Source organism: Microbacterium sp. Leaf436 (assembly GCF_001424715.1).
Classification (GTDB): domain Bacteria; phylum Actinomycetota; class Actinomycetes; order Actinomycetales; family Microbacteriaceae; genus Microbacterium.
This window is the reverse complement of record NZ_LMRB01000001.1, coordinates 153,050-171,508: the sequence shown is the minus strand read 5'-3', so window position 1 is coordinate 171,508 and position 18,459 is coordinate 153,050. Positions and strand designations below refer to the sequence as shown.

Sequence of the window (18,459 nt, the reverse complement as noted above, 5' to 3'; positions counted from 1 at the left end):
GGTGTGATGCCTCCGGCGGGCGCCGGACGGCGTTTCGGGTACGGGTCGGAGCGAGCGCGCGGGCGGCGCGGGTCGGAGCGAGCGCGCGGGCGGCGCGGCTCGGGGGGGGGCGGAATGGGCTCAGCCGAGGACTTTGGCCAGGAACTCGCGCGTCCGCGGATGCCGAGGGTGCTCCAGCACCTCGTCGGGCGTGCCCTGTTCGACGACGCGTCCCTGGTCGAGGAACACGACGCGATCGGCCACCTCGCGGGCGAAGCCGATCTCGTGCGTGACGATCACCAGCGTGGTGCCGAGCTTCGCGAGGTCGCGGATGACGTCGAGCACCTCGCCGACGAGTTCCGGATCGAGCGCGCTCGTGGGTTCGTCGAAGAGCAGCACCCGAGGTGTGAGGGCCAGCGCTCGAGCGATGGCGACGCGCTGCTGCTGGCCGCCCGAGAGCTGCCTCGGGTAGGCGTCGGCCTTGTCGGCGAGACCGACCCGGTCGAGCAGGCTCCGGCCGAGCCCGCGCGCCTCGTCTCTCCCCAGCCGTTTCAGGGCCAGGGGCGCCTCGGTGATGTTCTCGAGCGCGGTGAGGTGGGGGAAGAGGTGGAAGTTCTGGAACACGATCCCCACCCGCGTCCGCCGCTGCAGTACCTCGCGCTCGTGCAACTCGTGCAGCCTGCCGTGGCGCAGCTCGTAGCCGATGAACTCGCCGTCGACCGTAATCGAGCCGGCATCCACCGTCTCGAGGTGGTTGATCGTGCGCAGCAGCGTCGACTTGCCGGAACCGCTGGGTCCGAGCAGCGCCACGACCTCGCCGGGCTCGACCGTGAGGTCGATGCCGTTGAGCACTTCGACGCCGTGAAAGCTCTTGTGCACGTTATGGATCTCGACGAGCCCGCGCGTCGCGGTGACGGCGGTCATGCGCGGCCGCCCGTCGACGTCGCGGCGGGCTCGGTGGCATCCGTTCGCCCCGGCGGCGCCGGGGTGTCGCCGAGGCGCGCCCACTGCACGCCGGCCCAGGTGCGCGCCCGCTGCACCGGGGTCGGCGGCAGGGGCCGAGCCGCGCCCCGGGCGTAGTGGCGCTCGATGTAGTACTGGGCGACGCTGAGGATCGTCGTGATGAGCGTGTACCAGACCACCGCCACCAGCAGCAGCGGGATCACCCGGCTGTTGCGGTTGTAGATGACCTGCACCGCGTAGAAGAGCTCGGGGATGGCGATCACGAAGACCACCGACGCGCCCTTCACCAGACCGATCACCTCGTTCGTGGCGTTGGGCACGATCGAGCGCATGGCCTGCGGGAGGATGATGCGGAACAGCCGACGGGATGCCGGGATGCCCAACGCCGCCGCCGCCTCGTGCTGACCGGGGTCGACCGAGACGAGACCGCCGCGGATGATCTCGGCCGAGTAGGCCGCCTGATGAAGACCCAGCCCCAGGATCGCCGCCGCGAACGCGCTGACCAGCTGCACCGTCGGGAACTCCACGATCCAGAAGTCGGTGGTGAACGGGGTGCCCAGGCCCAGTGTCGGGTACAGGTAGCCGAGGTTGTACCAGACGATGATCTGCACCACGAGGGGCACCGAGCGGAAGAACCAGATGTAGCCCCACGCCGCGGCGTTGAGCAGCGGCGACGCCGACAGGCGGCCGAGGGCGAGGACCGTGCCGAGCGTGAACCCCACGACCGTCGAGATGGCGGTGAGCGAGAGCGTGTAACCGATGCCGATGAGCACGGGCTCCGAGAAGAAGTACTGCGCGAAGGTGTCCCACATGTAGCGGTCGTTCGTGACGAGGCTCCACGCGAACTGTGCGACGACGAACACCAGCAGCGCGCTGAAGATCCAGCGCCACCAGTGACGCGTGGGGACGACGGCGATGGTGCCGAGGTCGATTCGGGCGGAGGCGGGCGTGCCGGTGGGTTCGGCGTTCGGGCGGGCGGCGGACGCCGGCGCGGTGGTGGTCATGGGTGCTCCTCGGACTCCGGACCGGCGGGGACGCCGGTGGGTGACCGAAACGCTATGACGGGGTCGGAGGGCGCGTGCGGCGCGGTTTCACACGCCGCAACGCCCCGATACGCACCGCAACCCCGCGCCACGCGGGGTAACAGGCTGGCGCGTGACGGCTCGTCGAGGTACGGCTGGGGCGGGCCGGGTTACCGGGCCGGGGCGGGCCGAACTCCTGAGGATCGCGACGGCGGCGCGGCGCGCGGCGCGTCGTTTCGCGGCGGAGTCGGCCTCGGCATCCGGTTCCTCAGGAGTTCGGCCCGCCGCAGCGGGGGCCCTGCGGCGACCTCGCCGCCGCCCGGCCGACCTCATGCCTCGCGCAGGATCCGCGCCGTCACCCGCGTGCCGAAGTGCAGCGCGTCGACGGGCACGCACTCGTCGGCGGCGTGGAACTGCCCGAACACGTCGAAGTCGGCGGGCACCCGCAACGGCACGAAACCGTAGCCCCGGATGCCGAGGTGCGCGAGGTGCTTGTTGTCGGTGCTGGCCGGCAGCAGGTACGGCACGACCGTGCCCTCGGGGTCCTCCGCGGTGATGGCGTCCTGCAGCACGTCGACGAGCCGCGCGTCGACGGGCGACTCGATCGCGTGCACCGCGCGTCCCCACGCGATCTCGATGTCGGGTCCGACGAGCGCCGTGAGCTCGTCGCGCAGGGCGTCGTCCTGCCCGGGCAGCACGCGGATGTCGAGGCGCGCCGAGGCCGACGAGGGGATGACGTTCGTCTTCGTGCCCGCCTCGAGCACGGTGGGCGAGGCCGTCGAGCGGGTGCTCGCGCCGATCAGCGAGGCGGCGAAACCCAGCCGCTCGAGATCGTCGTCGAGGTCGGCGCCGTCGAAGGGACGACCGCTGGCGCGTCCGTAGACCTCGAGGAAACGCTCGAGGGTGGCCGTGCGCACGAGGGGGAAGCGGTGCGCGCCGACGGCGGCGACCGCCCGCGACAGCCGCACGATGGCGTTGTCGGCGGTGGGCCGAGAGCCGTGGGCCGCGTGGCCGCGCGCGGTGAGGGTGGCCCAGGTGACGCCCTTCTCGGCGGTGGCGACGAGGTAGGCGCGGCGGTCGTCGGGCAGCGGCAGCGAGAAGCCGCCCACTTCGCTGAGCGCTTCGGTCGCTCCGGCGAACAGCTCGGGGCGGTTGTCGACGATCCACCGTGCGCCCCAGACGCCCCCGGCCTCTTCGTCGGCGAAGAACGCGAAGATCAGGTCGCGCCGCGGCACGATGCCGTCGCGGCGGAAGGCGCGGGCGATCGCGAGCAGCATCCCGGCGAAGTTCTTCATGTCGACGGCCCCTCGGCCGTACAGGACACCGTCGTCGATCTCGGCCCCGAAGGGCGGGTGCGTCCAGTTCTCGGCCTCGACGGGCACGACGTCGAGATGGGCGTGGGCGACGAGGGCTCCGGCATCCGGATCCGACCCCGCCAACCGCGCGATCACGCTCGCGCGTCCCGGCACCGGCTCGACCAGCGTCGTGTCGTACCCGGCGTCGCGCAGCTGCTCCTGCACGAACAGCGCGGCCCGGGTCTCGCCGTCGCCGATGGTCGCGGCCTCGCCCGTGTTGACGCTGTCGATGCGGATCAGGGCGCGGATGAACTCGAGCGCTTCGGCCTCGAGGGGGGATACGTCGGCCACGGCGCGGGTCAGTGCTGGTGGTCGGGACGGGCGTCGTCGGCGAGTTTGAACGCCAGGCGTCCGTGCGCGTAGCCGCCGCCGGCGCGGATGGCGGTGGCGACCCACGCCGCCTCGGCGAGCTCGGCCTCGGTCGCGCCGGCCTTCACGGCGTTCTGCGAGTGCCCGTCGATGCAGTACACGCACTGCGTCGTGATGCCCACCGCCAGCGCGATCAGCTCGCGGTACTTCAGCGGGATCGCGCGCCCGTCGGGAGCGAAGACGGCCTGGTCGAAGGCGGCGAACGCGGCGAGGATGTCGGGCGTCTCGGCCTTGTAGACCTTGGTGTAGGTCTTGTCGGCGGTGCGGTCGAAGTACTCGGACATGGTGCCTCCCGAAGGCAGTGCGGGGTCGGTGTGCGTCGGTCCCACGGTGCCACGGCCCTCCGCGCTCGTCCCCGTCCCGCCGTCACGCGAGGTCACACGCGCGGCTCGGCTTCGCGTCGCGTCCGTGCGGCCCGCGTCCCGCTTTTGGTGGATCGTGTCCCAGAAGTGGCTGCCTGCGCGGCTCCCAGGCCGCCGAAAGTGGGACGAGGTCGCGGGCGTCGGCCGCGTCGGCGGCGGATCGATGTCCCGCTTTCGGTGGACCGTGTCCCAGAAACAGCTGCCTGCGCGGCTCCCAGGCCGCCGAAAGTGGGACGAGGTTCGTGGCGAGGCTCAGCCCAGCACGCTCGCCCCGAGTTCCACCGGGCTGCCCTCGATGTTGCCGACGATGCCGCGGATGACGCCCGTGCCGTCCTCACGGCGCAGTCCGTCGTACCAGGCCTGGGTCGCGTCGATGTCGAAGGCGTGCGTCTCGTGGGCGCGTTTGCGGGCGCGCAGCACCAGGTCGCCCGCCCGCTCGGTGCGGATGCGCTCGTACCGCTTCAACGCGTCCTCCACGCCGAGGGTCGAGGTCGCGAACACGATGCCCAGGGCGAAGCTGTCTTCCAGGGCCGAGCAGGCGCCCTGACCGATGTCGGGGGCGGTGTTGTGCGCCGCGTCGCCGAGGATGGCCACGCGACCGCGCACCCAGGTGTCGAACGGGTCGATGTCCCAGATCTCCACGCGGTTCAGGGACTCGTCGGCGTCGATGCCGTCGAGGAGCGCGCGCACCCCGGGGGCGCCCCACGAGCCGAACGCGGCCTCGAGAGCCGACATGCGGTCTTCGACCACGCCCGAAGGCCCGGGCACATCGACGAAGAAGTAGAAGCGGTCGCCCGCGACGGGCATGACGGCGCACCGTTTGCCGTCGCCGACGTAGGTCGTCCACTGGTCGAGCGGCCCGATGCGCTCATCGGCGGCGACGAGGCCGTTGTAGTTGACGTAGCCCGAGTACGAGCGTTCGGGGCGGATGCCGGTGGGCTCGGTGACGTAGTCCCGCACGAGCGAGCGTGCTCCGTCGGCGCCGATGAGCAGGTCGGCGGTGTCGGTGGTCCCGTCGGCGAAGGTGGCCGTCACCGTCTCGCCGTCGTCGGACACCCCGACCAGCTGACGGCCGAGGTGGATGTTCGCGGGTCCGACGGCATCCATCATCAGCTGCTGCAGGTCGGCGCGCGCGACCGGGTACGGACGCTGACCGGTCTGGGTGGTGACGGGGGCGAGGCTGAAGCGGCAGAGCTCGTCTCCGGTGTGGCCGTCGTAGTAGGCCATGTCGTCCATCTGCCCGCCGAGGGCGGCGACCTGGGGTCCGAGGCCGAGCCAGTTGAGCACCTTGACGCCGTTGGACCACAGCGACAGGGCTGCTCCGACCGGGCGGTTCTCGCGCATCCGGTCGTAGACGACGACGTCGTGGCCGAGCTTCTGCAGGGCGAGGGCGGCCGAGGTGCCGCCGACGCCCGCGCCGATGACGATGACTCTCATGGTGCTCCTCAGCTGCCGCGGTAGGTCGAGTAGGCGAACGGGCTCAACAGCAGCGGCACGTGCAGGTGCGCGTCGCCCGCGACGGTGAACGCGACGCTCGCCACGGGGTGGAACGACGCGACACCCCGGGATCGGAAGTACGCCCCGGTGGCGAAGGTCAGGCTGTAGTCGCCGTCGTCGAGGCGGTCGGGACCGAGGGCGAGGCGGCCGTCGGCGTCGGTCTCGGCCGCGTCGATCGTCGCGCCGTCGAGATGGGCCAGCGTCACGGCGACGCCCGCGGCGGGGGTGCCCGCCGTGGCATCCAGGATGTGGGTGGTGAGGTGGCTCATTCGGCGGCCTCCGGTTCGGCGGGGGCGTCGTCGGCGAAGGTCGTGCGCAGGCGCAGCAGGGCGATCTCGGCGAGCTGGCGCGTGGCTTCGATGGTCTCGCCGTCGGGGTCGTTGCCGAGGCGGCGCTCGAGTTCGGCCCGCAGCTCGCCCGGGGTGCGGCCGGCGGCGCGGATGAGGAAGACGCGACCGAAGCGTTGCTCGTACGCGGCGTTGCCGGCGGCGATCGCGGCGACGTCGTCATCGGCGGCGGCGGCCATCGAGCCCTGTTCGCGACGGGATGCCGCGGCCTCGGCCCCGTCGCCGGAGACGTTCGCGCCGATGCGGGGGTGGGCGTGCAGGGCGGCCTCGAGGTCGGCGGGCGACCAGGCAGCGGCGAGGTCCGCGGCGTAGGCGGCGAGGGCGTCGACGCTCGCGTACGGGCGGCCGTCGACGACGGCGTCGACCCAGCCGGGCACGTCGGCCCAGACGCGGACGACCGCCGTGGCATCCGCGTCGTCGAGGGCATGGAAGTCGTGCAGGTGCATGTCGGCCAGGTTAGGGGTGCTGCGTTACGGGGCTGTGGCGCGATGTGTCGGCGATGTTGCTGTGGGGAACATTCCGGTGGCGGAGGCGGGCCGGACGCGCCGCTGCGGGGCGCGTTCCGTGCACCGGGGCGCGCAACGACCGCCCCGGTGCACGCATCGCGCCCCGGACCCCACCCGGCCGCGACCCGGCCGCGCCCGGCCCCGCGGCGGACTCAGCCGTGCACGATCAGCCAGTGCGCCACGGCATCCGCGTCGCCGGTGTTGTGCAGGCGGTGGGGGACCGAGCAGGGGTAGCTGATCGCGTCGCCGGCGCGCAGGATCACGCGCTCGGCCTCGAAGTCGATGGTGAGCTCGCCCGCCACGACCGTGCCGACCTCGTACCCCTCGTGATGGAAGAGGCCGTCGGCGCCGTGGGCGGCGGCTCCGGGCGGGTAGATCGATTCGAAGTAGTCGATGCCCGGTGACGAACCGGGGGTGAGGCGGCGGAACGACACCCCGCTGTCGAGCACGATGTCGGGCGTCTGCCCCGCGCGCTGCAGCGTGAATCCCGAGGGGCCGGCGGGTTCGACGGGGCGGTCGGATGCCGGGTCGAAGGCCGCCACGAGCGGAACCCCGAGGGCGTCGGTGATGGCGATGAGGCGCGAGACGCTCGGCTGCATCACTCCCCGCTCGATCTGAGAGACGGCGCTGGGGGAGATGCCGAGGGTCTTCGCGAGAGCGCGTGCGGAGATGCCGCGGGACTGGCGCAGGTCGCGGATGCGTCCGCCGACGGATGCCTCGGCGGGTACTCCCGCGTCCGTCGTGGGCGCGACGTCGGTGCGGGCGGCGGTGGGCGTGGCGCGGGCGTCGTCAACGGCGGCGGGCTGCGTCATGCCCCGAGTCTAAGGACGCCTCGCTCGTGAAGACCTGACTTCACATGTCTGTTACATGAGCGAAACCCAGCGCACGATGTGAACCCATAACTTCACATCAGAGCTCCACTCCGGCCGCGGACTCCACGTCGTGGCAGCCATCGTCCTGAGAGGAATGACATGACCACGACGCCGCTCACCGGTCCCCACGATCTCGTGGAGGCCGCCGGCCACCCCCACGGCGGGGGCAACATGAAGCCGCACTACGACGACCGTCTCGCCAACGAGGACCTCGCGCCGCTCCGCAAACAGAAGTGGTCGAGCTACAACATCTTCGCGTTCTGGATGAGCGACGTGCACTCCGTCGGCGGCTACGTCACCGCGGGCTCGCTCTTCGCGCTCGGACTGCAGTCGTGGCAGGTGCTGGTGGCGCTGATCGCCGGCATCGTCATCGTGCAGATCTTCGCCAACCTGGTCGCCAAGCCCAGCCAGAAGACGGGCGTGCCCTACCCCGTGATCAACCGCGTGGTCTTCGGCATCCGGGGCGCGAACATCCCCGCGATCATCCGCGGACTCATCGCCATCGCCTGGTACGGCGTGCAGACGTTCCTCGCGGCCGAGTCGCTGAACATCGTGTTCCTGAAGTTCATCCCCGGTTCCGCGGCCCTGCTCGACGTGTCGTTCGCGGGGTTGTCGGCCCTGGGCTGGATCTCGTACGCCATTCTGTGGACGGCGCAGTTCCTGCTGTTCTGGAACGGCATGGAGGTCATCCGCCGCTTCATCGACTGGGCGGGACCGGCGGTCTACCTCGTGATGATCGTGCTCGCCGTCTACCTCGTGTCGCAGGCCGGCATCCAGAACATCTCGTTCACCCTCTCGACGACCCAGCTCGACTTCTGGGCCTCGATCCCCGTGATGTTCGCCGCGGTCGCGCTCGTGGTGTCGTACTTCTCGGGCCCGATGCTGAACTTCGGCGACTTCGCCCGCTACGGCAAGAGCTTCGCCGCGGTGAAGAAGGGCAACTTCTGGGGTCTGCCGATCAACTTCCTCTTCTTCTCGCTGCTGACCGTCATCACCGCCTCGGCGACCGTGCCGGTGTTCGGCTCGCTCATCACCGACCCGATCGCGACGGTCGAGCGCATCGACACCCCCTTCGCGATCCTGCTCGGCGGCCTGACCTTCGTCACCGCCACGGTCGGCATCAACATCGTCGCCAACTTCATCTCGCCCGCGTTCGACTTCTCCAACGTCGCCCCGAAGAAGATCTCGTGGCGCGCGGGTGGCATGATCGCCGCCGTCGGTTCGACGTTCCTCATGCCCTGGAACTGGTACTCCAACGCCGACGCCATCCACTACTCGCTCGGCGTGCTGGGCGCCCTGATCGGTCCGCTCTTCGGCATCCTGATCGCCGGGTACTACATCGCCGCCCGCCAGCGCGTGAAGGTCGATGCGATGTTCACGATGGACACCGCCGGCCCCTATTGGTACCGCAACGGCTTCAACCCGAACGCGGTCAAGGCGGTCATCGCCGCGGGTGTTCCGACGGTCGCGATCGCGATCTTCCCGAAGCTGTTCGCCGATCTGGCCCTCTTCAACGTCTCGTGGATCAGCGACTACAGCTGGTTCATCGGCTGCGGCCTGGGCTACGTGCTGTTCCTGCTGTTCGAGCGCCGCGACCCCCGCATCCCGACGTTCGAGGGCGAGACGGAGGGCATCTCCGACGGCACCGTCGACGCGGTCGCCGAGGACGCGGCATCCGAGGCTCCGGTGCTCGCGCAGACGGTTCAGGATGCCGGGACCGCAGCGTCGGCGTCGGGTGCGGTGCTCGCGCAGAACGCGGCGGCCGCGCCGGACTCGGCGCCGGTGCTCGCGAACGAGGTTCCGGATGCCGCGACCCCCGCGTCAGCGCTCCGGCGACCGACCGCCGGACCCTCCCGCGAGGCGCTCGCGTGAGGATCCTGCTGATCAACCCCAACACCTCCCGGGCGATGACCGAGAAGATCGCCGACGCCGCCCGGGAGGTGGCGGGACCCGACGTGCTCATCGAGACCGTGTGTCCCGCCACCGGAGCCGAGGCGATCGAGAGCCACATCGACGAGATCGCGGCGGCGGCGGCCGTCGTCGAGGCGATCGCGGCCGATCGCGACGGCCACGACCCGGCCGACGCGTACGTCATCGCGTGCTTCGGCGACCCGGGCCTCGACGCGGCGCGCGAGATCGTGGAGGCTCCGGTGGTCGGCATCGCCGAGGCGGCGATGCACCTGGCCGCCGTCTCGGGTCGGCATTTCGGGGTCGTGACGACACTCAGCCGCACGCTGGGCCGTGCCGAAGACCTCGTCGCCCGGTACGGCATGGAGCGCGCGTGCGTGTCGCTGGCGGCGACCGGCATTCCGGTGCTGGATCTCGAGGACACGGGGTCCGAGGCGGTCACGACCATCGAGCGGTACGGTGCGCGCGCCGCGGCCGACGGCGCAGACGTCATCGTGCTCGGCTGCGCCGGCATGGCCGATCTCTGCGCCGAGCTCACGGCGCGCATCGGGGTGCCGGTCGTCGACGGCGTCGCGGCGGCGGTGGGCATGGCATCCGGGATGGTGCGCATGGGGCTTCGAACCAGCAAACGCGATGAGTACGCGCGGCCGCCGCGGGAGCCCCGCCCCGCGGGGGTGTCGGGTGGCGCGGGCGGCCGCGAACGGGGCGCGTTCCATGCACTGGGGCGGTCTGTGGACGCCCCGGTGCACGGCGAGCGCCCCGGTATGGCGGCGGACGGCGCGGCGGGGTCGGTCCCCGCCCCTTCTCCCCACGCGGGCGATTTCGCAGTTTTCGCATGAATGTTGATGACGGTTACATTCAGGAAATGCGGGGCGCCTAGCGTGAACGACATGAGCACACGGATCGCCGCCCGACGGGTCTACCTCGACGGCGCCTTCAGCCCCGCCACCGTCGTGATCGACGACGGTGTGATCACCGCCGTCGAGGCCTTCGACGCCGCCGCCGGCACCGTGCTGCCCGGCGACGCGGTGCTGCTGCCCGGGCTCGTCGACTCGCACGTGCATCTCGACGAACCGGGCCGCACCGAGTGGGAGGGGTTCGCGACGGGCACCGCCGCCGCGGCGGCCGGTGGGGTCACGACGGTGGTCGACATGCCGCTGAACAGCCTGCCCGTCACCACCACCCCCGAAGCTCTGGATGCCAAGCGCCGGGCCGCGGCGAGAAAGCTCGCCGTCGACGTGGCGTACTGGGGCGGCGCCGTCCCCGAGAACCTCGGAAAGCTGCGCACGCTCTCCGAGGCCGGCGTCGTCGGGTTCAAGTGCTTCCTGTCGCCGAGCGGCATCGACGAGTTCGGACACCTCGACACCGACCAGCTCGAGCGGTGCCTCGCCGAACTCGCCGAGTTCGACGGCCTGCTCATCGTGCACGCCGAAGACCCCGCGCACCTGCACCCCGATGGCGCACTCGGACCCCGCTACAGCGACTTCGAGGCCAGTCGCCCCCCGCTCAGCGAACGGGCCGCGATCCGCCGGGTGATCGACGCCGCACGCCGCACGGGCGCCCGCGCGCACATCGTGCACGTTTCCGACGGCGGCGCGCTCGACGACGTGCGGGCGGCGAAGGCCGAGGGCGTGCGCCTCACGGTCGAGACGTGTCCGCACTACCTGACCCTCGAGGCCGAAGACGTTCCCGACGGTGCGGGGGCGTTCAAGTGCTGCCCGCCGATCCGCGGCGGCGCCAATCGCGACCTGCTGTGGGCGGGGGTCATCGACGGCACCATCGACGCGATCGTCAGCGACCATTCGCCGTCCACCGTCGAGCTGAAGGGCAATCCCGACTTCGGCCTCGCCTGGGGCGGCATCGCGGGGCTGCAGACCGGCCTGTCGGCTGTGCACACCACCGCCCGCGAGCGCGGGCTGGCCTTCGAGAGCCTCCTGCCGTTGCTCACGACGGGCCCCGCGCGTATCGCGGGCCTCGAGGGGCTCGGCGTCATCGAACCGGGAGCGCCGGCTCACCTCGTCGCCTTCGCTCCCGACGAGACCTTCGTGGTCGATGCCGCGGCGCTGGAGTACCGCAACCCCGTGACGCCGTGGCACGGCAAGACCCTCACCGGCGTCGTACGCGAGACCTGGCTGCGCGGTGAGTCGGTGTACCGCCGCGGCGCCGCCGTGACCGAGCGTGAGGGCCGCGAGATCCTGCACACCCCCGCGGCGGTGGAGGCGTGAGCGCCCCCGCGGCCGGGGTCCCCGCCGCGACCCGTGCTGCGGCCGGGGCCAGGGTTCAGGCCGAGGTCCCTGAGCCTGTCGAGGCGACCGTGCCCGGTGCCGCGTCGCCGGTGCCCATCCTCCAGCCCGGCGTCGGCGCCGTCCCCGGCGACCACTACCTCCGCGCCACCCCCGACACCGTGCTGTGGGGGCGCCTGCCGTGCGCGAGCGACACCGCCGTGCTCGAGATCGCGTCGGGTGCCAGCGTCACGTTCGACACCGTCAGCCACGAGGGCATCCTCGACGACCAGGGCAAAGACCCGGCCGCCTACTTCGCGGCACACGGGGTTCCGCGGGAGCAGGTGCTCGACGACGCCGTCGAGATCGCGGCATCCGTCTCGCGCGATGCGATGGCCGACGGACCCCACGTCGTCGTCGGTCCCGTGCACGTGCGCGATGCGCACCCCGGCGACCTGCTCAAGATCACCGTCGAGACGCTCGTTCCGCGGGTGCCCTACGGCGTCATCTCGAACCGCCACGGCAAGGGTGCGCTCGTGGGCGAGCTGCCGCGCGGCGAGCACAACGTCAGCGTCTTCGCCGCCGTCGCCGAACGCGATGGCATCCTGCACGGCACGCTCCCCGTCGTCGAGGGCGGCGACCCGGTCGTCGCGTTCCCCCTCGCGCCGTTCCTCGGCACGATGGGTGTCGCTGTCGCAGGTGAGCAACGCCCGCACTCGGTGCCGCCGGGCACGCACGGCGGCAACATCGACATCAACCTCCTCGTCGAGGGGACGATCCTCTACCTCCCCGTGCAGGTCGAGGGGGCGCTCGCGTACGTCGGCGACCCGCACTTCGCGCAGGGCGACGGCGAGGTCGCGCTCACCGCCCTCGAGGCGTCGCTGCGTGCCACACTGCGCTTCGAGGTGATTCCGGCGGCCGCCGCGCGCGCGGCGTTCGGCGAGGTCACCGGGCCGCTCGTGCGCACGCCCGACTACCTCGTGCCGACGGGGATGGATCCCGACCTCGATGCGGCGATGCGCGCCTGCGTGCGCTCGTCGCTCGCGCTCCTGCGCGGCCGCTGGGGCATGGACGAGCACCTGGGCTACGCCTACCTGAGCGCGGCGACCGACTTCGACATCTCGCAGGTGGTCGACATCGTCTCGGGCGTGCACGCGCGCATCCGCGAGGCCGACTTCGCGGGTGTCCCGGCCGTCGAGCCCGAGCCCCTGGCATCCCGCCCCATCCCCGACGGAGGCACCGCATGACCCCCGCACTGGCCGCCGCACTCGCCCGCGTCGAGTCCGCCCTCGACCCCACCCTCGAGCCCGCTGAGGGTCGAGTGTCCACCACACGCCGTGAGGCGCCGCCCCGGAACGGCGTGTCTCGGACACTCGACGGGCGCGACGACAGAGGGCGTGGGGTCGCGCGATGACGGATGCCAGCAACCCGGCCACCGGAACCGGCGACGCCGGCACCGCGCCCGCCGCCCGGACGGCCGAGACCGCGCCCGGAGCCGCCGTCCCGGCCACTCGCCCGACCGAGACCGCGCCCGGAGCCGCCGGCGCCCCGCCCCTCCCCGCCGACCTCCGTGCGGCCTTCGACGCGTACGAGCGCGCGATCGTCGCGAACGACCTCGATGCCCTCGACGCGTTCTTCGCGCCCGGCCCCGACACCCTCCGCGGTGATACGGCGGGGCTCCTGATCGGCCACGACGCGATCAGCGGTTTCCGCTCGCTTCGCGGCGGCGTCCCCCCGCGCGACATCGCCGAGATCCACTACCGGCCGCTCTCGTCCGCGACCGAGGGGGGGAGCACCGACGGTGACGTCGCCCTGCTGATGTCGGTCTCGCGCTTCGTCGGCGGTGGGCGCGGCCTGCAGACGCAGGTGTGGCAGCGGATCGACGGACGCTGGCTCATCACCGCCGCGCATGTCACCCCGCGTACCCCGGCGCTCGACCGCACGATCTGGCGCAGTGTCGGCGATCCGTTCTTGCAGGGCGCGTGGGAGGGGCCGCTGGCGGGGCTCACGGTCGCGGTCAAAGACCTCTTCGCGATCGCCGGGTTCCGCATCGGCGCCGGAAACCCGACCTTCCTCGAAGAGGCGCGCCCCGAGAAGGCCACGGCTCCCGCGGTCGCCGACCTGCTGCGGGGCGGTGCATCGCTTCGCGGGATCGCCCGCACCGACGAGTTCGCCTACTCGATCGCCGGAGACAACGCGCACTACGGCACCCCGCCCAACGGCGCCGTCGTCGGCGCGCTCCCGGGGGGATCGTCGAGCGGACCGGCGTCGGCGGTCGCCTCGGGGCACGCCGACATCGGCCTCGCCACCGACACCGCGGGTTCCATCCGTGTGCCGGCGTCGTACCAGGGCCTGTGGGGTCTGCGCACGACCCACGACCTCGTTCCTCGCCAGGGCATGCTGCCGCTCGCGCAGTCCTTCGACACCGTCGGGTGGCTCACCCGCGACGGTGCGACGCTGCAGAAGGTGGCCGACTGGTGCCTCAGTTACGACGGCTCCGACTCGACCGAGAACGTCTACGGAGCTTCGGGTGCCGACCTGCCGTGGCGCTTCCTCGTGCCCGAGGAGATCCTCGACCACGTCGAACCCGCCACCCGCGCGGCGTTCTCGCGTCTGTTGGCCGCGCTCGCGGCATCCGATGATCCGCCCCCGTTCCGTGCCGTGCACACGGGCGATCTCGATGCCACGTTCACGGCGTTCCGCACGGTGCAGGGCGCCGAGGCGTGGCGCAACGACGGCGACTGGCTGCGCGCGCATCCCGGCGCCGTCGGCCCGGCCGTGGCCGAACGTTTCGAGATCGCGTCGCGCATCACACCCGAGGCGGAGGCGGGAGCCCGCGCCGACCTCGAGCCCCTCGCCGAGCACCTCGCCGAGCTGGTCGGCGACGCCGTGCTGATCTTCCCCACGGTGCCGGGCCCCGCTCCGCTGCGGACGGCCGACGTCGAGGCCGTCCGCGCCGCGACGTTGCGCATGACGGCCCCGGCGGCGGTGGCGGGGCTCCCCGCCGTCTCGGTGCCGTTGCTGACGCTGCCGACATCGGCCGGTCCGGCGCCGGTCGGTATCTGTCTGGTCTCGCGCGCGGGCACCGACATCGCCCTCGTGCGCCTCGCGCGTCGGCTCGCCGCCCTGGTGGGCGCGGGCGTGGGCACGTCGTGAGGCTGCGGATGCGGTTCCGGGACGGCCAGCCCTCCCGTGCGAAACTCCTGAGAAAACGCGTCGCGTGCGGCACCCGACCCCATGACGACGGGGCGCGAACCGCGGGCGCCGTCGGAAACTCAGGAGTTCTGCGCGGCGCGTCCCTCCGCCCCGGCCCCTCCCGCTCCCGTCGCCCCCGTCCCTCCCGCTCCCGCACCATGGAGACCTCGTGAACACCCAGATCCCCGGCCCGATCGACCCGCCCGCGCGTCTGCTGATGGGCCCCGGGCCCATCTCGGCCTACCCCAGCGTGCTGCGCGCGATGGGTGCGCCGCTCGTGGGCCAGTACGACCCCTTCATGACCGCGACCATGACCGAGACGCAGGATCTGTATCGGCAGGTCTGGGGCACCGACAACGACGCCACCGTGCTCATCGACGGAACGAGCCGCGCGGGCATCGAGGCCGCGATGATCTCGCTGATCCGTCCCGGGGACCGGGTGCTGGTGCCCGTGTTCGGGCGCTTCGGCCACCTGCTCGCCGAGATCGCCGAGCGCGCGCTGGCCGAGGTGCACACGATCGAGGTGCCGTGGGGGCAGGTGTTCCCGGCCTCGACGATCCGCGAGGCGATCGAGCGGGTGAAGCCACACCTGGTGGCCTGCGTGCAGGGCGACACCTCGACGACCATGCTGCAGCCCCTCGACGAGATCGGCGAGATCTGCCGCGCCCACGGCGCCCTGTTCTACACCGACGCGACCGCCTCGCTCGGCGGCAACTCCTTCGAGATGGATGCCTGGGGGTTGGATGCCGCCACCGCCGGGCTGCAGAAATGCCTCGGGGGCCCCTCGGGGTCGGCGCCGCTCAGCCTGTCCGATCGCGCGGTCGAGATCGTGCGGTCCCGCGCGCGCGTCGAGGCCGGGATCCGCGAGGAGGGCGATGCCGTGGCCTCCGACTTCATCCGCTCGAACTACTTCGACCTGGCGATGATCCTCGACTACTGGGGCCCTCGGCGCCTCAACCATCACACCGAGGCCACGACCATGCTCTACGGGGCGCGGGAGTGCGCGCGCGTGCTGCTGCTCGAGGGTCGGGACGCCGTGATCGAGCGACACGCCCTGCACGGTGCCGCGATGCTCGCCGGTGTCGAAGGCCTGGGGCTCACCGTGTTCGGTGACGTGGCCCACAAGATGACCAACGTCGTGGCGGTCGAGATCCCCGATGCCGTCGTCGGCGACGCCGTGCGCAGCGAGCTGCTGAGCGACTTCGGCATCGAGATCGGCACGTCGTTCGGCCCGCTGCACGGGCGCGTCTGGCGCATCGGCACCATGGGCTACAACGCCCGTACCGATGCGGTGCTCACCACCCTCGCCGCCCTCGAGGCGGTGCTGCGTCGACACGGGGCAGCGGTGCCCGCGGGCGGCGGTGTCGAGGCGGCGCAGGGCGTGTACGCGGGGGCGGTGGCGTGAGCCGCGCTCTCGTTCCCGGTGCGGCCGACGTGGTCGGCCGCGGTCGCCGCGGCCCTCGTTCGCGCGGGGAGCGATCGTGACCGCCGCCACGCGCCTCGCCGTCGATCCCGCGCACATCGACGCGGCCGCCCGGCGCGTCATGGGGCGGTGCGAGGAACTGGCGCGCATCACCGCGACGCCCGGCAGCATCACGCGCGTCTACCTCTCGCCCGAGCACGCTCGCGTCAACCGCCTCGCGGCTGAGTGGATGCGCGAACTCGGCATGACGACGCGACAGGACGCGGCGGGCAACCAGGTCGGCCGACTCGCCCCCGCGGGGGCGCCCGACGCCCCGGCGCTGTTGATGGGCTCGCACCTCGACACCGTGCCCGACGCCGGCCGTTTCGACGGCATCGTCGGTGTGCTGATGGCCCTCGAGGTCGTGCGGCTCGTGCGACGCATCGACGACGACGGCGTGGCATCCAGTCCCTTCCCGTTCGCTCTCGAGGTCGTCGCGTTCTCCGACGAGGAGGGCACGCGCTTCGGCAAGGCGCTGCTGGGGTCTTCGGCGGTGGCCGGCCAGTGGGATGCCTCGTGGTGGGAGCTGACCGATGCCGACGGCGTCACTCTGCGCGACGCGTTCCGCGACTTCGGTCTCGACCCCGGCCGTATCGGCGAGGCCGCCCGCGAGCCCGACCACCTCGTCGCCTACCTCGAAGCCCACATCGAGCAGGGACCCGAACTCCACCGCGCCGGGCAGGCGCTCGCCGCGGTGTCGTCGATCGCGTCGGCCAGGCGCTTCCAGCTCGTCGTCGAGGGCGAGGCGCGGCACGCGGGCGGCACACCCTACGACCTGCGTCGCGACGCGCTGCTCGGCGCGAGCGAAGCCGCCCTGGCGGTCGAGCGCATCTGCCGCGGCGAGCACCACATCGTCGGCACCGTCGGGCAGCTCGAGGCGTTCCCCGGCGCGGTGAACGTCGTGCCCGGTGAGGCGCACCTCTCGCTCGACCTGCGCGGTGAGTTCGACACCACCCGCGACGACACGTGGAACGCGATCTCGGCCGAATTGGATGCCATCATGGGCCGCCGCGGTCTGCGGTGGAGCGCCCGCGAGGTGCACAGTGCGCCCGCGGTGTTCTGTGCCCCGCTGCTGCAGGACGTCGTGCGCGCGGGCATCGGCGGCGAGGCCCCCACCCTCTTCAGTCGCGCCGGGCACGACGCCATGGCGATCGGCGCCATCACCGATGTCGGCATGCTGTTCCTGCGCAATCCCGACGGCATCAGCCACCACCCCGACGAGGCGGTCGCGGGCGGCGATGTGGCGGTGGGGATCCGCGCGCTCGCCGAGGCGGTGCTGCACCTGGGGGCGGAGCCCCGCTGAGGCGGTACGGCGATCGCGTGCGCGGCGAACGTCATCCGACGTGCGGCGTCCCCGGAGTGCGGCGACCGATCCACTCACCCTGGATTGGCTGTCAGACGATCGCCGGTCCTGCACGAGAATCGTGGCATGACCGACACCTCCGGCATCCTGCAGTTGCTCGCCTTCGCGGCCGAACCCGGCGGCGGCAACCCCGCGGGTGTCGTCCTGGACGCGACCTCCCTCGACGACGCGCAGATGCAGCGCATCGCGGCTGACCTCGGCCACCCCGAGACGGCGTTCGTGACCGCGCGCGAGGGCGACCGCGTCGCCGTGCGGTACTTCTCGCCCGACGACGAGGTGCCCTTCTGCGGCCACGCCACCATCGCGACGGCGGTCGCGCTCGCCGAGATCGAGGGCGCCGGCAGCTACGTCTTCGACACCGCCGCGGGCGCGGTCGACGTGGTCACCGAGCGCGACGCCGAGGGCGCCATGGTCGCCGGGTTCACCAGCGTCGAGCCGCGGGTCATCGACCTGGAGCCCGAGGTGGCCGACCGCCTGCTCGGCCTGATGGGCCTCACCCGCGACGACCTCGACGAGCGGATGCCGCTGGCGCAGTCCTTCGCCGGCAACCTGCACCCGGTCGTCGCCGTGACCGCGCGCGAGGTGTTCGACACGTTCACCTTCGATCCCGGTGGGATGCGGGAACTCCTCGATGAACGCGGATGGAAGGGCACCGCCATCGTGGTGCACGTCGAGGGCGGCCTCGCCGACGGCCTAGTCGCCGAGGCTCGCAACCTCTTCCCCGTCGGCGACATCACCGAAGACCCCGCCACCGGCTCCGCCGCCGCCTCGCTGGGGGCGTATCTGCGCGACCGCGTCGGCGTTCCCGCTCCGTTCGGCTTCACGGTGCGGCAGGGGCGGCACATCGGCCGGCCGAGCGTGCTGAAGGTCGACGTCCCGGCATCCGGCGGCATCGTCGTGCGGGGCGGCGCGACGCCGCTCTGACCGCCGGACGCGGCGGCGGCGAGCCGAGGAGCCACGCCTGAAATGGGGCGGCAACGGTGCAGTGGGGCGGGTCAAGGACGCCCCACTGCACAATTCGCGCCCCGAACCCCGCA

16 protein-coding genes are annotated in these 18,459 nt (G+C 72.2%); 8 read left to right on the top strand and 8 right to left on the bottom strand.

Annotated features, from left to right (window positions below; translation table 11 throughout):
- Positions 1-120: 120 nt before the first annotated feature.
- The 8 genes from ASG45_RS00740 to ASG45_RS00705 form a co-directional block, all read right to left on the bottom strand.
- A complete protein-coding gene (locus tag ASG45_RS00740; RefSeq protein ID WP_055832047.1) occupies positions 121-903 on the bottom strand; it encodes an amino acid ABC transporter ATP-binding protein in 783 nt (260 codons plus the stop codon).
- Positions 900-1,946, bottom strand: a complete 1,047-nt coding sequence (locus tag ASG45_RS00735; protein ID WP_055832044.1) for an amino acid ABC transporter permease — start codon at positions 1,944-1,946, stop codon at positions 900-902. Before ASG45_RS00735 ends, ASG45_RS00740 begins: the two co-directional genes overlap by 4 nt.
- A 347-nt stretch (positions 1,947-2,293) precedes the next feature.
- Positions 2,294-3,610, bottom strand: a complete 1,317-nt coding sequence (locus ASG45_RS00730; RefSeq protein WP_055832043.1) for a M20/M25/M40 family metallo-hydrolase — start codon at positions 3,608-3,610, stop codon at positions 2,294-2,296.
- Between the two features lie 8 nt (positions 3,611-3,618).
- The gene (locus ASG45_RS00725; protein ID WP_055833105.1) at positions 3,619-3,972 is read right to left on the bottom strand and encodes a carboxymuconolactone decarboxylase family protein; all 354 of its coding nucleotides are present in this window, start codon (positions 3,970-3,972) and stop codon (positions 3,619-3,621) included.
- Positions 3,973-4,302: 330 nt separating this feature from the next.
- Complete coding sequence (gene hpxO / locus ASG45_RS00720) at positions 4,303-5,487, bottom strand: FAD-dependent urate hydroxylase HpxO (protein ID WP_055832041.1); 1,185 nt, start codon at positions 5,485-5,487, stop codon at positions 4,303-4,305.
- Between the two features lie 8 nt (positions 5,488-5,495).
- Positions 5,496-5,816: a hydroxyisourate hydrolase gene (uraH, locus tag ASG45_RS00715; RefSeq protein WP_055832040.1), complete on the bottom strand. Its 321-nt coding sequence runs from the start codon at positions 5,814-5,816 to the stop codon at positions 5,496-5,498.
- The gene (gene uraD, locus ASG45_RS00710; RefSeq protein WP_055832038.1) at positions 5,813-6,340 is read right to left on the bottom strand and encodes a 2-oxo-4-hydroxy-4-carboxy-5-ureidoimidazoline decarboxylase; all 528 of its coding nucleotides are present in this window, start codon (positions 6,338-6,340) and stop codon (positions 5,813-5,815) included. Before uraD ends, uraH begins: the two co-directional genes overlap by 4 nt.
- A 212-nt stretch (positions 6,341-6,552) precedes the next feature.
- Positions 6,553-7,212: a helix-turn-helix domain-containing protein gene (locus ASG45_RS00705; protein WP_055832035.1), complete on the bottom strand. Its 660-nt coding sequence runs from the start codon at positions 7,210-7,212 to the stop codon at positions 6,553-6,555.
- 159 nt (positions 7,213-7,371) lie between these two features.
- Here ASG45_RS00705 and ASG45_RS00700 point away from each other — a divergent pair, with 159 nt between their 5' ends.
- The 8 genes from ASG45_RS00700 (at position 7,372) to ASG45_RS00665 (ending at position 18,346) form a co-directional block, all read left to right on the top strand.
- Positions 7,372-9,144, top strand: a complete 1,773-nt coding sequence (locus tag ASG45_RS00700; protein WP_055832034.1) for an NCS1 family nucleobase:cation symporter-1 — start codon at positions 7,372-7,374, stop codon at positions 9,142-9,144.
- Positions 9,141-10,019 (top strand): aspartate/glutamate racemase family protein, encoded by an 879-nt coding sequence (locus ASG45_RS00695; protein ID WP_082516395.1) that lies wholly within the window; start codon positions 9,141-9,143, stop codon positions 10,017-10,019. The genes ASG45_RS00700 and ASG45_RS00695 overlap by 4 nt, the downstream gene beginning before the upstream one ends.
- Before the next feature lie 51 nt (positions 10,020-10,070).
- On the top strand, positions 10,071-11,405 hold the full coding sequence (gene allB / locus ASG45_RS00690; protein ID WP_235561536.1) for an allantoinase AllB: 1,335 nt from the start codon (positions 10,071-10,073) through the stop codon (positions 11,403-11,405).
- 89 nt (positions 11,406-11,494) lie between these two features.
- The gene (locus ASG45_RS00685; protein WP_082516394.1) at positions 11,495-12,649 is read left to right on the top strand and encodes an acetamidase/formamidase family protein; all 1,155 of its coding nucleotides are present in this window, start codon (positions 11,495-11,497) and stop codon (positions 12,647-12,649) included.
- Between the two features lie 163 nt (positions 12,650-12,812).
- Positions 12,813-14,558 carry an AtzH-like domain-containing protein gene (locus ASG45_RS00680; protein WP_082516393.1) on the top strand — a complete coding sequence of 582 codons (1,746 nt, stop codon included), beginning with the start codon at positions 12,813-12,815 and terminating at the stop codon, positions 14,556-14,558.
- Between the two features lie 256 nt (positions 14,559-14,814).
- Complete coding sequence (locus ASG45_RS00675) at positions 14,815-16,002, top strand: pyridoxal-phosphate-dependent aminotransferase family protein (protein ID WP_200943386.1); 1,188 nt, start codon at positions 14,815-14,817, stop codon at positions 16,000-16,002.
- Positions 16,003-16,078: 76 nt separating this feature from the next.
- A complete protein-coding gene (locus tag ASG45_RS00670) occupies positions 16,079-17,362 on the top strand; it encodes an allantoate amidohydrolase (RefSeq protein ID WP_055832029.1) in 1,284 nt (427 codons plus the stop codon).
- Positions 17,363-17,488: 126 nt separating this feature from the next.
- Positions 17,489-18,346 (top strand): PhzF family phenazine biosynthesis protein, encoded by an 858-nt coding sequence (locus tag ASG45_RS00665; protein ID WP_055832027.1) that lies wholly within the window; start codon positions 17,489-17,491, stop codon positions 18,344-18,346.
- Positions 18,347-18,459: the final 113 nt, after the last annotated feature.